Below are 14,461 nucleotides of genomic sequence, written 5' to 3'. Positions count from 1 at the left end.
AAGCACTTGTTTACCTTTGCCCTTAATATTTGTATAAAAAATTCCATGCAGCGTTGTTTTTGGCGAAAAATCTTAGTATCCATTGCAGTATTTTGCTTTGCTGGGTCAATTTGGGCGATTCATTCACCATCAGCCTTAGCTTATGAAAATCCTGACTTACTACCGGACACATTTACCCCAGTTGTCGATTTAGCAAAGACTCTCCCAGACCCCCAGGAAGAAAAACTTGTCAAAGACTTAGAACAATTTGAAACGGATACAGGCTGGAAATTGCGAGTATTAACCCAGTATGACCGCACCCCAGGCAGGGCAGTGATCAAATATTGGGGTTTGGATGACAAAAGCATTCTTTTGGTTGCAGATGCTCGCGGTGGTAATATTCTCAGTTTTAGTGTGGGTGATGCGGTTTATGAACTTTTACCCCGCACATTTTGGATTGAACTACAAACCCGGTTTGGTAACTTGTACTTTGTCAGGGAAAACGGCGAAGATCAAGCAATTCTACAGGCTTTAGATTCAGTAAAAGGTTGTTTACTCAAAGGTGGTTGTAACGTCGTTCCTGGACTACCAAGAGAACAATGGATACTCACCCTGATTACATCAGCTATTGGTGGTGTGATTTGTGGCTTTGCGGCTCAACCCCGAGATGATAAACAAGTCTTTGCTTGGCAGTGGGCGTTAATTTTCTCACCTTTGTGGGGAATTTTGTTTATTGCCTTCGGTATTGCCCCAGTTATTACCCGTACCAGCGATTGGATTCCTCTAGTTCGTAATATTTCCGCTTTTTTAATAGGTCTGTTAGTCGCCTATCTCTCTCCTGTTTTCAGTCGTCCTTCTTCCAGTGCTGAATCTTGAGTCATTGGTGATTGGTGATTGGTGATTGGTGATTGGGTTAAATTCTCCCTGAACTCCTGACTCCTGACTCCTGACTCCTGACTCCTGATAGTGATAAGCTGAAAGCTGATCTGTGAGAAGCTTAACGGCGATGGAATGGCACGTAACTGATGCTCAAAGCTTGGCAATTATTGATAGTGAAATTGGCGATCATGTCTTTTCACCAGCGGAGTATGAAATAGTCCGGCGAGTAATATACGCCACCTCTGATTTTGAGTACAAGTCTTTGATTCGTTTTTCGGAACACGCCTTACAAGCAGGAGCAGCCGCACTGGCTGCACGTACTACTATTGTGGTAGATGTGCCAATGGTACAGGTGGGTATTGCCTACGATATTCAAAACACCTTTGCTAATCCTGTGTATTGTAGTATGGAGGCTTTAACCCGTCCCCAAAAAGAAAGAACTCGCTCGGCTTGGGGGATTGAAACTCTAGCCAAGCGTTATCCAGAGGGAATTTTTGTAGTTGGTCAAGCTCAAACTGCCCTCACTACATTGGTAGATTTAATTGAAGCGGAAGAAATTCGACCGGCTTTGATTATTGCTACTCCAGCAGGTTTTATTAATGTAACTGCTGATAAAGAACGTTTACAGGATTCTTTAGTACCTTATATTACTATTGACAGTCGTAAGGGTAATGCGGTGGTAGCATCTGCTATTGTTGATGGTTTGGTTGATTTAGCTTGGCAAGCTTATGGTCAAGATAGAAGTGGGGTAAGTTAAATCATTTATCAATTGATAATTGACAATTGACAATTGACAATTGTTTCATTCACGGTTTGATACCTCCCCTTTGAAGGTGAAAAAATCAAAAAATTCCGATCTTTCAATCCTCTCCTTTCAAGGTATAGGTAATGGTCAATTGTTCATTGTTAATTGTCCATTATTGAAATTTTTAATAGTCATCCTCTCCATATCTTTGTGGTTCTGGACGACGACGGCGACGGGGTTTTTCTTGTTGGTTTTCTCGTAAGCGAACACTAACTTCATTAAAAAAATCTTCTCGCACGTAGGGATAGTCACTCACCCATAAATTACGACTGGGAATGTAGATATTACTAAATTCCTCGATTATGCTTAAATCTGGGCTATTTGACATGACTACCATTTCTGCGATTTGACCACGAGCGATCGCTTTGTGTGCAGGACGTAATGGGGCATCAAATTCGATACTAAATCCTGTATCATCGCCCACTTCTAAGTTTATTCTTTTTTCGCGGTTTTCAATAATTACTAACTCACCTTTATTATTGACCGTTTCTTGTTTGCCAATTAATTTTTCTGTAATCCACCAATCTATTACCCGCCCTCGGAAAAAGCCGCTATACTTGTAACGTCGGCATTTTGCATTGCGAATACTGGCTTGAAATACGGGATACCATAACCAAAAAAATGCCCCAAATACTCCAAAGACAAAAATCAAACCAAAATCTAGTTTCAAAAAGATCCTCACCAGGAAAATCACAACTACTGTAACTACAGAAATTAATAGCCGTTGTAAAAAGTTGTTGAATTTTCCCCAGTAGTATTTGTACTGTGAACCACTGGCAATAAGAGGAATAATTTGTTCAAATTTTTGGCGAGTCAGTGGAACAAGCATATTAATTAATTGATAATTGACAATTGACAATTGATAATTGTTTGATTCCAGTTCTAAAACATCCCCTTTTAGATTTTGGATTTTAGATTTTAGATTTTAGATTTTGGCTTTTCACAAAAATAGGACTACACAGGGTGATCAGGATATCAATATATTTCTGGAAATGAGACTAAACAGTAATTTCACTCCTGACTCCTGACTCCTGACTCCTGACTCCTTTTTTACAGAATCTTTTCTAATCCATATACTAATGATTTTAACTGGTTAATTTTGCGAATTGCTAATAAAACTCCAGGCATATAACAGGAGCGATCGCTTGTATCATGGCGGAGGGTGTAAATTTGCCCTGCTGCACCGAAAATTACTTCTTGATGGGCAATGAGTCCAGGTAGGCGTACACTATGAATTCTAATCCCTTCATCAACTAAAGATCCTCTTGCTCCTGGTATTTTTTCTGTTTCCTCTACTTGAGGAGGGTTAAAAGCTTTACCCATTTCTGCTAATAACTGGGCTGTTTGAATGGCTGTACCGCTTGGTGCGTCGGCTTTTTGGTTGTGATGTAGTTCGATAATTTCTACATGATCAAAGTATTGGGATGCGGTGACTGCGGCTTGTTGTAGCAGTACCATACCGATGGAAAAGTTAGGAATAATTAAACAACCTGTACTGGCTTTTTCGGCAAAGTCGGCTAAGTCTTTCAGTTGTTCGGGACTTAAACCAGTTGTACCGACTACAGGACGAATACCATAGGCGATCGCACTACGAACGTTATCATAAACTGCATCAGGATGGGTAAAGTCTACCATCACCCCTGGTTGTAGCTGTCTTTCTCCTGCTACATAGCCTAACATTGGCTCTAATTGATTGGTTATTGGCACTTCTAAGGGTTCGCTTAAACCTGCCAATTCTCCTGCGTCTTTTCCCTGATGTTCTGGTGAGGTATCGAGAGCGCCCATTAATATCATATCCTGTGCTTGGGCTACTGCTTTGATTACTTCACGTCCCATTTTGCCAGCAGCACCGTTGACAATGACTGGGATAGTAGATTGATTGGTCATGTTTCTAGAATTGCGTTTTTAGTTATTTTACCTATAGAGCAGGGAACAGGGAACAGGGAACAGGGAACAGGGAACAGGGAACAGGGAACAGGGAACAGGGAAAAGAAGGCAAAAGGCAGAGGGCAAGAGGCAAAAGTTAATATTTTACCACTGCTTCCCTGCTTTCCTCACTATCACCTGTCACCTGCTTTCTGCCTTTAGGAAACTTTTAATAAATAGCTCATACAGTGTCCCATTAAAAAGTAGACTACTAACATTGCGGCCGCTGCGATAGCAACCAATGCACCCGCCAACATGAGGGAAAATTCTTTGTTTTCGTAGGCTTTCTCCATCAGGTGCAGCGACCAGGCTACCAGCGCCACATCAAAAAGTAAAATAGGAATCAACATATTTCTTAATATTTCTTAATACTAGTAAACTAATATTAACACTGTTTCGGGTAACTGTGTCTAGCCTGAGAGAGATGTACAAAGGTTGCTGGATTTGGGATCAACAAGGGAAACGGACGGGAACAGAGCGTTCCTGCAAATAATTTTTAATTTGGGCTACGCTTAATTGTCCATAATGTAACAAAGATGCTAATAAAGCGGCTTCTGCTTGACCTGCTGTTAAAGCGTCATGGATATGTTGACAATTTCCAGCACCACCAGAGGCGATAACGGGAATTTGCACAGATTCGGCGATCGCTCGCGTTAAATCTAAGTCATATCCGGCTTGAGTGCCATCTGCATCCATACTTGTCACCAACAATTCACCAGCCCCCCTTTTTTCCACTTCCTGCGCCCACAGTAAGGCATCTATTCCAGTATTTTCCCTACCACCACGCACGTAAACATCCCAACCAGGGTTATTGGGGTCTACTCTTTTGCGAGCATCAATAGCCACAACTATGCACTGATTACCAAAGCGATCGCTCGCTTCATTGATCAAATTTGGGTTGCGGACGGCCGCAGAATTAATACTAACCTTATCAGCCCCGGCTCGTAACAAACCTTTAACATTTTCTAAGGTTTGAATTCCACCCCCCACAGTCAGCGGAATAAAGACCTGTTCAGCAGTCCGGTAAACCACATCAATAATCGTGTCCCGGTCTTCATGAGTAGCTGTAATATCCAGAAACACTAACTCATCAGCACCGGCTTCGTTATAAACTTTGGCTAGTTCTACTGGATCACCCGCGTCCTTGAGGTCTACAAAGTTAACTCCTTTAACAACTCGTCCCGCCTTGACATCTAAACAAGGTAAAATTCTTTTAGATAACATAGTGATTTCTCTATCTTTAGTAATTGTTCGGAATTTAAATTGTAAAGGTAATTGGGGAATTAGGTGACAGTGAAGAGGTGACAGGTGACAGAAGGCAAAAGGCAAGAGGCAAGAGTTAATATTCTCCCCCTGCTTCCCCTGCTTCCCCTGCTTCCCCTGCTTTCTTCCCAGTCACCAATCCCCAATCCCCAATCCCCAGTCCCTAAGTTAAGATAGCTGAATTATGGCCATAATCTCCTCAAAAAAACAGCCTCCAGAACCCAACGGACAGCCACAACAGCGCCGAGAGTCGCCTAAAGCTTCTACCCAAAAAGCGCCTCCCCAGGAAAATATACTGCAACCGGAAGCGACGATTGAAGAAGAAGGTAAACAGGAAGAGAGTATTCGCCCCCAACGTTTTGCAGATTACATCGGGCAGAAAGATTTAAAGGATGTATTAGATATTGCCATTAAAGCAGCTAAATCTAGGGGTGAAGTGATGGATCACCTGTTGCTGTATGGTCCGCCCGGTTTGGGTAAAACCACAATGGCGATGATTTTAGCTGCGGAAATGGGGGTAAATTATAAAATTACTAGCGCCCCTGCTTTGGAAAGACCAAGGGATATAGTCGGTATATTGGTAAATCTCAAACCGGGTGATGTGCTGTTTATTGATGAAATCCATCGGCTTTCCCGGATGACGGAAGAAATTTTGTATCCAGCAATGGAAGATTATCGTTTAGATATTACTGTGGGTAAAGGTTCGAGTGCCAGAATCAGAAGTATACCCTTATCTAAATTTACCTTGGTGGGAGCGACAACCCGCGTCGGTGCGTTAACTTCACCTTTGCGCGATCGCTTTGGTTTAATCCAAAAATTGCGATTTTACGAAGTTGACGAACTCAGTAAAATTGTCCTTCGCAGTGCAGAATTATTACAAACTCCTGTTAACGCTGAAGGCGCTACAGAAATCGCTAAACGTTCACGGGGAACACCAAGAATTGCCAATAGATTACTAAAACGAGTCCGTGATTACGCGGAAGTAAAATCATTTACAGAAATTGACCAACCGATTGCCGCAGAAGCATTACAACTATTCCAAGTTGATCCTTGTGGGTTAGATTGGACAGATAGAAAAATGTTAAGTGTGATAATTGAAAACTTTAATGGTGGTCCAGTGGGAATAGAGACTTTAGCCGCAGCGACAGGAGAAGACACCCAAACCATAGAAGAAGTTTATGAACCCTATTTAATGCAAATTGGTTATTTAAGCCGGACTCCTCGCGGTAGAGTAGCCACAAAAGCTGCATATCAACACATGGGTTTTAAACCACCTAACAATGAGCAGTTATCTTTGCTTTGAAATCGGTTAATGATTAGACATCTCCAAAAATGAATGTAGGAACAATTCATGAATTGTCCCTACAAGGGTTTCAGGTTATGCACATTTAATTACAGGAGAGGTCTATTAACGGCACTCCCCTGGGAGAACATCGATCAGGTATACTGGCTGAACTAGTCAGTAAATTTCACCCCAAGGCTTGAAAATCGGACATGGATATCAAAAATCTGTTTATAGCAGGTGGTGTGGTGATGTGGCCACTACTACTTTCTTCAGTTGTAGCTGTAGGGCTAATTATTGAAAGAGTCAGGTTTTGGATCAAAATTAGCAACCGTCAGCACCGAGTAGTCAGAGAAGTATTGAGTCTGTATCGTCAAAACAATGTGGTTAGTACCATTGATACATTGAGGAAGAATGTAGATTTACCGATTTCCCGGATCTTTTTGACAGCTTTGGAACTAGAAGAACCTAATCCAGAAGAGTTTCGTTTAGCTTTAGAAAGCGAAGCTCAAGCAGAAATTCCTTTACTGAAAAGATTTAACACAGTTTTTGATACTATTATTACCCTTGCACCCCTGTTGGGATTACTGGGAACTGTATTAGGCTTAATTGGTTCTTTTGCTTCCTTGGATATTGGTAATGTAGGGGGATCACAAACTTCCAATGTGACTGGTGGTATTAGTGAAGCCTTAGTTTCTACTGCTACGGGCTTAGTTGTAGCAATTTTTACGCTTTTGTTTTCTAACACATTCCGGGGACTGTATCAACGGCAAATTGCTTTGATTCAAGAATATGGAGGAGAATTAGAACTGCTGTACCGTCGTCGCTACGAACGAGGAGAAAAAACCTATGCGCCTACAAGATGATCCAGATATCCCTGCACAGATTAATATTGTGCCAATGATTGATGTGATATTTGCGATTTTGACATTTTTTATCATGTCAACTTTGTATCTTACTCGCTCCGAAGGTTTACCAGTAAATTTACCACAAGCAACAACAGCAAAGAATGATCGCCCTGCTCAGGTGACAGTGACAATCAATAAAACTGGAGAGATTTTTTTGAATAAAGAAGCTGTTAGTTTAGAGCAGTTAGCAAACCAAGTGAGAGCAAAAGCAGAACCATCACAACCTTTGATGGTAATACTTAATGCAGATGAAGCTGTGAATCACGGACAAGTAGTAGCAGTAATGGATCAAGTGCGACAGGTAGAAGGTGTGAAATTAGGTATTGCGACACGCAAATAATCAATTTTAGATTTTAGATTTTGGATTTTGGATTGCTTTAAGCCAAAAAGTGAAAATTTAGTTGATTAAAAACTAAAACAATCTTAAAACACCAGTCTAAAACCTCAAATTTCTGTGGTAAAGGTGAATCAATTAATATTTTCATCAACCCTAACAAATGTTGTTTGAGGAATAAATCATCTAGCCACATTATCCACAGGAGAAATATTGAATCGAGTAAAAAGTTATCAAAAGTATGAATCTAAATTAGCAAGAATGTAATATTTGAACAGTCATAAACAAAGAGGTTCAAATATCTACGGAAAAGCACAAATCTCAATAGCCAGATTACACCAATGCGCCCTTTGCGGTTCAACCATATCAAGCCCTTCCTTAACAGGATTTTTGTGAATTGATATTAGTTGTTATCTGCTATATCATTAATTTTGTTGCACACAACAGAGAGTTAAATGATTAAATTAATCTGCATTTTTCTGAGTTTATTACTGACCTTTGGTTTTTGTACACCAGCGATCGCACAAACCCAAACTATTACCGCAGAAGAGCTACAATTAGGGGATGAGTTAGCAAATAAAGCCTTTGCAGCTACAAATCAAGGTGATTTTGCGACAGCGGAAAAATATTGGACAGAAATTCTGGAAAAATTCCCTACTAATCCTGCAATATGGAGTAATCGCGGTAATTCGCGGGTAAGTCAGAATAAATTACAGGCTGCATTAGAAGATTATAACAAAGCCATTGAATTAGCACCTAATGTCACAGATCCTTATTTAAATCGCGGTGCAGCATTAGAAGGTTTGGGTAGATGGGAAGAAGCGATCGCCGACTATAATCACGTTTTAGAATTAGATCCAAACGATGCAATGGCCTATAATAACCGTGGTAATGCCACAGCAGGTTTAGGACAATGGGAAGAGGCGATCGCTGACTATCAAAAAGCCACAGAAATAGCTCCCAATTTTGCTTTTGCTCGTGCTAATTATGCCCTAGCTTTGTATGAAACAGGTGAAATAAATACAGCTATCCGAGAAATGCGGAATATAGTCCGTAAATATCCTAAATTTGCAGATATGCGTGCTGCTTTAACCGCTGCTTATTGGGTAGGTGGTAACAAAGGAGAAGCAGAAAGCAACTGGGTAGCAGCTTATGGACTAGATACACGGTATAAAGATATTAATTGGGTAACAAATATTCGCCGTTGGCCTCCTAGTTTAATAGCAGCATTAGATAAGTTTTTGCACTTACAGTAATCATCATGGCGATAGCTGAAGATGAAAGCGATCGCCCCAAAAATTACCTAAAATTAACATCTTTCAATTTCCACAAATTTAAACCTAAAACCATTTTCCTGTAATTTTTCTTCTTTGGTTAATTTGCCAAAGTTGCTAAATTCAGGAAAATATATATCACCCTCAAAACTACCTTCCACAATTGTCAAATATAGCTTATTAGCAAATTCCATAGCCTGAGTATAAATTTGTTCTCCACCAGCAATAAATATCTCTTCTGTTTCACTCATTTTACTCCATTGAATTGCCTCATATAGAGAATGGAAAACCAAACATCCAGGAGCTTGATAATCAATATTTCTAGTCACAATAATATTAGTACGATTTGGCAATGGGTGATTAAAAGTCGCATAGGTTTTACGACCCATAATTACAGGATGTCGCCAGGTAATTTCTTTAAAAGAACGTATATCACTAGGAATATCCCAAGGAATACCCCCACGAATGTGTTCTTTTTTGGAATCAGCTAAAATACGATCTTCGGAAATAGCAGCTATGAGACTAATAATAGCCATAATTGATAATATCCTTATTCTTGAACAGCCAATAATTATTTTTAATATAGTCATGTTTTTGCTCATTAAACATAAGTTTTATAAAGTTTTCAAATTAGTAACAGGATTTCTTATAGAAAATAGCTATATTTTTGACTTGTGGTGCTGTTTTCTGGTATAAAACATTGTAATTTACCAAAAGACTATAACATGACTCATTACGGCTTAATTTGCCCGGCATCCACTGGCCATTGGAACACCATGTTACCATTAGGCAAAGAATTACAACAACGTGGCCACCGTGTTACCCTGATAGGTGTTCCTGATGCACAACCCAAAGCACAAGCAGCAGGTTTAGAATTTCAAGTCATGGGTGAAACAGAATGTCCCCCAGGTTCAACAGCAGAAGCTTTGGCTAAATTAGGTGAATTAAGTGGACAGGAAGCCTTAAAATACACAATCAAACTCTTTACAGAACAAATCAACATCAAACTCAGAGACATCCCCAAAATTGTCAAAGATGCAGGTATAGAAGCACTATTAATAGATCAGACTTTTGCAGAAGGTGGTACTATTTCTGAAATTTGTGGGATGCCTTTTATTACTATTTGTAGTGCAGTAGTTTTAAATCGAGAACCCGGTGTTCCACCATTTATGACAAATTGGAATTATAACCCAACATGGTGGGGAATACTTCGTAATAAATTAGGTTATAAATTATTAAATAAAGCAACTCAACCGATTACAGAATTAATAGATAGCTATCGTCAAGAAAACAATTTACCTGCATATTCTCAAGTTAATAATCGTTATTCTCCATTAGCGCAAATTAGTCAACAACCAGCAGAATTAGAATTTCCCAGAAAAGAGTTACCCCAATGGTTTCATTTTACAGGACCATATCATAATTCTACAGGTCGAGAAGTTGTTGATTTTCCCTTTGATAAATTAACCGGACAACCATTAATTTATGCCTCATTGGGAACTTTGCAAAATCGTTTATTACCAGTTTTTCAAACTATTGCCGAAGCTTGCAAGGATTTAGATGCACAATTAGTTATTTCTTTAGGTGGTTCAGCCGATCCTCAAGTTCTCCAAGGACTACCAGGAAATCCTTTAGTAGTGCGTTATGCACCCCAGTTACAACTATTAGAAAAAGCCAATCTCACCATTACTCATGCAGGACTAAATACTACATTGGAATGTTTAACAAATGGTGTGCCAATGGTAGCAATTCCCATTGCTAATGATCAACCAGGAGTAGCTTCCCGGATAGTTTGGTCAGGATGTGGGGAAGCTATTCCTGTGAAGAAAGTGAATGTGAATAATTTGCGGAAAGCAATTACAAAAGTTCTCACGGAAGAATCATATAAAAAGAATGCTTTGAGGTTGCAAGCTGCAATTCAAAAAGCGGGAGGAGTAAAGCGAGCGGTTGATATTGTAGAACAGGCTATTTCTACAGGGAAGCCTGTTTTGAAATAGAAAATTTAATTTATCATAGTGCTTGTTGAACAACAAAAAAATCAAGTCAAATAATTTATGAAATCAATCTCTAGAAAACTGGGTTTAGTTGAAAAGTGGATGGAACTAGGCCACGAGTTAGGGAGTGGACTAATTGTAAATATTGCGGAAATAGAAGGAGATGTAAAGCCTGAGATTGTTCAACAAGCACTTAAATTAGTTCAAAAACGTCATCCCATGCTGCAAGTTTATATTGTGGAAACTGAAGATGGGATGTATTTTCAATCTGAGGGAATAACAGAAATTCCCCTACAAGTGATTTATCAAAAACATGAAAACGAAGGATGGAAAATAGCAGAGAAAGAACTACATACAAAATTTCCTCCAGGTAAAATTCCTCTTTGTCGTCTAACTCTGTTGTATTCTCCAGAAAATCAAACTACCTGTCAAATGATTATCACATTCCATCATGGTATTGTTGATGGGATATCCTGTATGCAGTTTATTAATGACTTACTGCTTTATTGTCAAAAAATTGTAGCTGGTGAAAATATACCACAGGTAGAATCACTGGAATTAATGCCAGCTATAGAAAACCTAGTTAATTATGACCTTATCCCAGAAGCAGAAATTACAAAAACTTCAGTTAATGAACAAATTAACCTCGAACCACAATTAATTATTGAAGGTAAAGCATCTGCAAATGAACGGTTTAGTAAAATCTTGCCACGAAACCTGAGTCAAGATATGACTAAGATGCTAATTACCAAATGTAAACAAGAGGAAACCACTGTTCATGGTGCTATTTGTGCAGCAATGTTATTTGCTTTTAGAAAATTACTCAATGCAAAAGAACATATCAATTTATCTTACGGGTTGCCTGTAAATTTAAGAAAATCTTGTCAACCTGAGATTAATACCCAAAATTTAGGTTGTTTTATCTCTGTGCTTGGCTTTAATCAGCTAGTTGGTAAAAATACATCTTTTTGGGATTTAGCCAGAGAATGTAAATCAAAAATACATAATTCTTTGATTAGTGGTATACCATTAAATTTGCTAAAACAGAACAGATTTCGCAGTCCTGATAGAGAGTTGATGGCTAAATCTGTAATTAGCAAAGAGGACAAAATGGGAAGAAACAATGCTTTTGCAATTTCCAATAGAGGTAAATTCCAATTTGAATATAAACAAGAGCAAATAAAAATCAAAGACTTATATTTTGCTACAGGTCAACATCTTGGTGGTGATTGTTTTTGGTTGGGAGTTGTTACATTAAATGATCAGATATTTTTCAGCTTTGTTTATGTAGATCCTGTCATAAGTGATCAAACAGCAAATAAATTTGCTGATTATGTTATTCATATCTTACATAATTCATGCACCAAATAATTTTTAACTTTTGAAAATTCAAATAAGTAATTTGAATTAATTAAATGTACGAGAATCTAAATCAGATTTTAGGTTTTAATATACAATCATATTAATGTCATTTGAGCAACAGATAAACAATATGGATTGGGACAATAACTCAATAGTAATTTATTCCAATTTTCCCTTTCATCTAGAAAATTGGTCTCCTATTTCAATTAATCAAGGTATAGGAGGAAGTGAAGAAGCGATAATTTATTTAAGTCAAGAATTAACAAAGTTAGGCTATCAAGTCACAGTATTTAACAGATGCGGTGACATGGAAGGAGAATATAACGGAGTAGTTTATAATTCTGTTGATAAATTCAACCCAGAAGATAATTTTAATGTCTTCATTTGTCATCGTGCATGGACTCAACCGATGCAAATGAAAATCAAGGCTAAAAAAACTGCAATTTGGATGCACGATAACCCGAAATTATTTCCAGAGATTGCAGAATCCCAACGTGCAGAATTTCTCAGAAGTTTTGATAAGCTGTTTATGCTATCCAACTTCCATAAAGCGATGTTACCAGATTGGATACCAGAAGATAAGATATTTTTAACAACCAATGGTATTAATTTAGATGATTTTAACTTAACAGGAATTAAGAGAAATCCTAAAAGATTAATTTATATCAGTGATTATACAAGGGGTATTGAACATTTACTCAATCAATGGGATCTAGTATTAACAGAAGTTCTTGATGCTGAACTTCATCTTTTCTATGGTTGGCAAGTTGTTGATGCTTTAATTAATTCACTATTAATTCATAAGCTTCCAAATTTACCTGCACAAAAGCAAAAATTATTGTCACTTTTCCAGAAAAAAAATGTTTATGAACATGGCAGAATTGGACATAAACAACTAATCAAGGAATTATTTCAATCGGGTATTTGGGTTTATCCTTGTCATACACCGGAAACCTTTTGTATAAGTGCTTGGAAAGCGCAAGCTGCCGGTTGTGTTCCTGTAGTGACAACTTTTGCTGGTTTAAATGAAACTGTGAAATCAGGAATTAGAATACCTGGATTTACGGGAGATGAGGAAACTAATAATACTTTTGTGGCAGCAGTCATAGACTTATTAAAAAATCCCGAAAAACAGGAAACTCTCAGACAAGAAGCGTTATCTTTGAGAGATTCCTTTGGTTGGGATAAAGTCGCTAAACAATGGGATGAAGATTTTATCTTAGCTTAAAAAATTGGTTCTTCAGTACATAGTATGCAAAATCAATCTCAAAAAACTGCGGAAGGCTTAATATACATAAGACATAAGCTACAGATATTGGATATTTTTACAAAAATTGCCTCTTTACCCTGTTCCCTGTTCCCTGTTAAGAGTTCCCTCTTTCAGACTGGTAATTTAGCATAACAAGTACGGTAGAACCAAAAAATTTAGCCTAAAAAAAGTGTGTGCGTAAGCTATGCTAACGCACCTAAAAACCCTATTTCACAACTACTTTGCAAATATTTCCCACCCCAAAATTTCCTCCGGTGTCAATTCCTGCACATTACTAAATACTACCTTTGCACCTGCATTAATCAAAGTCTCAGTATAAGCATCCCGACGTTCACCAGTAGTTTGAACATGAGGTGGTAAAACTCCCACACCCACCCAAGTACGAGAATTATCTAAACTTCTAGCTTTTTCTACCGTGTGCATATCTGCAACCGTATCACCCACATAAATCACAGTTTGTTTTTTCTCAGCACCATTTTCTAATAAATCAATCGTTGCAAATAATCCTGTCGGATCTGGTTTACCCGGTGCATCTTCCATCGCAATTAAAACCGGAGATTTTAAACCCAAACGTCGTTCTAAAATATAACTTGCAGAACCGCGAGTAGCACCACTAAAAAATCCCCAACCAATACCCACTTGTGTTAGTGTTTCTAAATAACTAGCTTGTAATAATAAAGGTTCATTACAAATATAACCATTCCAATTTACCGGATCTGTTCCGCGATAACGAGATTGAAAATAGACAACTATATCTTCATAATTTAATGCTAATTCTTCTCTATTTTTTCCCTGACTAACAAAGTAACGGTAAATTAATTCTTGAGAACCTTCCCAATCATTATTCCAAATTCCCTCAGATTTGAGATGATCAATATCTACATCTGTGGGACGATAAGCTTGATGAGTAAAATGCTCTACAGTATCTGCTAAAGCGCGACGATAAGAACCGCTAACATCACGAATTACACCATCAATATCGAAAACGATCATTATATTGGTTTGTTTAGTCATAGTCACAGGTAATAGGTGTTTTTTAGAGTTTAGACCCAATTCACCATAGATTTTAATAGATTCAGAGGTATGAGACAAAAAAAATTTTGCCTTTGAAGTCTGCAACTGGAGAAGATATCAGTGGGGAGCATTGCTGTCTGTATCAGGACTTTCACCCACAAATTTCAGATT

General features: G+C 38.2%; 15 protein-coding genes. 9 read left to right on the top strand and 6 right to left on the bottom strand.

Annotated features, from left to right (window positions below):
* Window positions 1-45: 45 nt before the first annotated feature.
* Together IQ237_RS08575 and IQ237_RS08570 are read left to right on the top strand one after the other, a co-directional pair.
* A complete protein-coding gene (locus IQ237_RS08575; RefSeq protein ID WP_096567781.1) occupies window positions 46-855 on the top strand; it encodes a TPM domain-containing protein in 810 nt (269 codons plus the stop codon).
* 130 nt (window positions 856-985) lie between these two features.
* Window positions 986-1,615 carry a precorrin-8X methylmutase gene (locus IQ237_RS08570; RefSeq protein ID WP_194054154.1) on the top strand — a complete coding sequence of 210 codons (630 nt, stop codon included), beginning with the start codon at window positions 986-988 and terminating at the stop codon, window positions 1,613-1,615.
* A 172-nt stretch (window positions 1,616-1,787) separates the two neighbouring features.
* On the opposite strand, the gene IQ237_RS08565 is transcribed toward IQ237_RS08570, so the two are convergent.
* The 4 genes from IQ237_RS08565 to hisF form a co-directional block, all read right to left on the bottom strand.
* Window positions 1,788-2,492: a phosphate ABC transporter permease gene (locus IQ237_RS08565; RefSeq protein WP_194054114.1), complete on the bottom strand. Its 705-nt coding sequence runs from the start codon at window positions 2,490-2,492 to the stop codon at window positions 1,788-1,790.
* Window positions 2,493-2,713: 221 nt separating this feature from the next.
* Complete coding sequence (gene dapB / locus IQ237_RS08560; protein WP_194054112.1) at window positions 2,714-3,550, bottom strand: 4-hydroxy-tetrahydrodipicolinate reductase; 837 nt, start codon at window positions 3,548-3,550, stop codon at window positions 2,714-2,716.
* Between the two features lie 197 nt (window positions 3,551-3,747).
* Complete coding sequence (locus IQ237_RS08555) at window positions 3,748-3,939, bottom strand: hypothetical protein (protein ID WP_194054110.1); 192 nt, start codon at window positions 3,937-3,939, stop codon at window positions 3,748-3,750.
* A 100-nt stretch (window positions 3,940-4,039) separates the two neighbouring features.
* Entirely contained in the window at window positions 4,040-4,813 is a 774-nt protein-coding gene (gene hisF / locus IQ237_RS08550; protein WP_194054108.1) for an imidazole glycerol phosphate synthase subunit HisF, read from the bottom strand.
* A gap of 223 nt (window positions 4,814-5,036) precedes the next feature.
* Here hisF and ruvB point away from each other — a divergent pair, with 223 nt between their 5' ends.
* The 4 genes from ruvB to IQ237_RS08530 all read left to right on the top strand — a co-directional run bounded on the left by ruvB (window position 5,037) and on the right by IQ237_RS08530 (window position 8,632).
* Complete coding sequence (ruvB, locus tag IQ237_RS08545; protein WP_194054106.1) at window positions 5,037-6,155, top strand: Holliday junction branch migration DNA helicase RuvB; 1,119 nt, start codon at window positions 5,037-5,039, stop codon at window positions 6,153-6,155.
* A gap of 191 nt (window positions 6,156-6,346) precedes the next feature.
* On the top strand, window positions 6,347-7,000 hold the full coding sequence (locus tag IQ237_RS08540) for a MotA/TolQ/ExbB proton channel family protein (protein WP_194054104.1): 654 nt from the start codon (window positions 6,347-6,349) through the stop codon (window positions 6,998-7,000).
* Window positions 6,984-7,382 carry a biopolymer transporter ExbD gene (locus tag IQ237_RS08535; protein WP_194054102.1) on the top strand — a complete coding sequence of 133 codons (399 nt, stop codon included), beginning with the start codon at window positions 6,984-6,986 and terminating at the stop codon, window positions 7,380-7,382. Before IQ237_RS08540 ends, IQ237_RS08535 begins: the two co-directional genes overlap by 17 nt.
* Window positions 7,383-7,831: 449 nt before the next feature.
* Window positions 7,832-8,632, top strand: coding sequence for a tetratricopeptide repeat protein (locus tag IQ237_RS08530; protein WP_194054100.1), 801 nt, complete (start codon window positions 7,832-7,834; stop codon window positions 8,630-8,632).
* A gap of 53 nt (window positions 8,633-8,685) precedes the next feature.
* On the opposite strand, the gene IQ237_RS08525 is transcribed toward IQ237_RS08530, so the two are convergent.
* The gene (locus IQ237_RS08525) at window positions 8,686-9,186 is read right to left on the bottom strand and encodes a dihydrofolate reductase (RefSeq protein WP_194054098.1); all 501 of its coding nucleotides are present in this window, start codon (window positions 9,184-9,186) and stop codon (window positions 8,686-8,688) included.
* A gap of 189 nt (window positions 9,187-9,375) precedes the next feature.
* On the opposite strand from IQ237_RS08525, the gene IQ237_RS08520 reads away from it, so the two are divergent.
* From IQ237_RS08520 to IQ237_RS08510, 3 genes are all read left to right on the top strand, one after another.
* Window positions 9,376-10,647: a glycosyltransferase gene (locus IQ237_RS08520; protein WP_194054096.1), complete on the top strand. Its 1,272-nt coding sequence runs from the start codon at window positions 9,376-9,378 to the stop codon at window positions 10,645-10,647.
* 57 nt (window positions 10,648-10,704) lie between these two features.
* The gene (locus IQ237_RS08515) at window positions 10,705-12,015 is read left to right on the top strand and encodes a condensation domain-containing protein (protein WP_194054094.1); all 1,311 of its coding nucleotides are present in this window, start codon (window positions 10,705-10,707) and stop codon (window positions 12,013-12,015) included.
* A gap of 121 nt (window positions 12,016-12,136) precedes the next feature.
* On the top strand, window positions 12,137-13,234 hold the full coding sequence (locus IQ237_RS08510; protein WP_194054093.1) for a glycosyltransferase family 4 protein: 1,098 nt from the start codon (window positions 12,137-12,139) through the stop codon (window positions 13,232-13,234).
* Between the two features lie 258 nt (window positions 13,235-13,492).
* Here the strand turns inward: IQ237_RS08510 and IQ237_RS08505 are convergent, their stop codons facing one another.
* Window positions 13,493-14,290 carry a TIGR01548 family HAD-type hydrolase gene (locus tag IQ237_RS08505; RefSeq protein WP_194054092.1) on the bottom strand — a complete coding sequence of 266 codons (798 nt, stop codon included), beginning with the start codon at window positions 14,288-14,290 and terminating at the stop codon, window positions 13,493-13,495.
* Window positions 14,291-14,461 lie beyond the last annotated feature (171 nt).

Source organism: Sphaerospermopsis sp. LEGE 08334 (genome assembly GCF_015207205.1).
GTDB lineage: Bacteria > Cyanobacteriota > Cyanobacteriia > Cyanobacteriales > Nostocaceae > Sphaerospermopsis.
Note: the sequence above shows the minus strand (reverse complement) of the source record. Positions and strands in the feature narration are given on the sequence as shown.

Bases quoted from the DNA above. Each gene is read 5' to 3' on its own strand.
- IQ237_RS08575 (WP_096567781.1), top strand. From the start codon at position 46: ATGCAGCGTTGTTTTTGGCGAAAAATCTTAGTATCCATTGCAGTATTT.
- IQ237_RS08570 (WP_194054154.1), top strand. From the start codon at position 986: ATGGAATGGCACGTAACTGATGCTCAAAGCTTGGCAATTATTGATAGT.
- IQ237_RS08565 (WP_194054114.1), bottom strand. From the start codon at position 2,492: ATGCTTGTTCCACTGACTCGCCAAAAATTTGAACAAATTATTCCTCTT.
- dapB (WP_194054112.1), bottom strand. From the start codon at position 3,550: ATGACCAATCAATCTACTATCCCAGTCATTGTCAACGGTGCTGCTGGC.
- IQ237_RS08555 (WP_194054110.1), bottom strand. From the start codon at position 3,939: ATGTTGATTCCTATTTTACTTTTTGATGTGGCGCTGGTAGCCTGGTCG.
- hisF (WP_194054108.1), bottom strand. From the start codon at position 4,813: ATGTTATCTAAAAGAATTTTACCTTGTTTAGATGTCAAGGCGGGACGA.
- ruvB (WP_194054106.1), top strand. From the start codon at position 5,037: ATGGCCATAATCTCCTCAAAAAAACAGCCTCCAGAACCCAACGGACAG.
- IQ237_RS08540 (WP_194054104.1), top strand. From the start codon at position 6,347: ATGGATATCAAAAATCTGTTTATAGCAGGTGGTGTGGTGATGTGGCCA.
- IQ237_RS08535 (WP_194054102.1), top strand. From the start codon at position 6,984: ATGCGCCTACAAGATGATCCAGATATCCCTGCACAGATTAATATTGTG.
- IQ237_RS08530 (WP_194054100.1), top strand. From the start codon at position 7,832: ATGATTAAATTAATCTGCATTTTTCTGAGTTTATTACTGACCTTTGGT.
- IQ237_RS08525 (WP_194054098.1), bottom strand. From the start codon at position 9,186: ATGGCTATTATTAGTCTCATAGCTGCTATTTCCGAAGATCGTATTTTA.
- IQ237_RS08520 (WP_194054096.1), top strand. From the start codon at position 9,376: ATGACTCATTACGGCTTAATTTGCCCGGCATCCACTGGCCATTGGAAC.
- IQ237_RS08515 (WP_194054094.1), top strand. From the start codon at position 10,705: ATGAAATCAATCTCTAGAAAACTGGGTTTAGTTGAAAAGTGGATGGAA.
- IQ237_RS08510 (WP_194054093.1), top strand. From the start codon at position 12,137: ATGGATTGGGACAATAACTCAATAGTAATTTATTCCAATTTTCCCTTT.
- IQ237_RS08505 (WP_194054092.1), bottom strand. From the start codon at position 14,290: ATGACTAAACAAACCAATATAATGATCGTTTTCGATATTGATGGTGTA.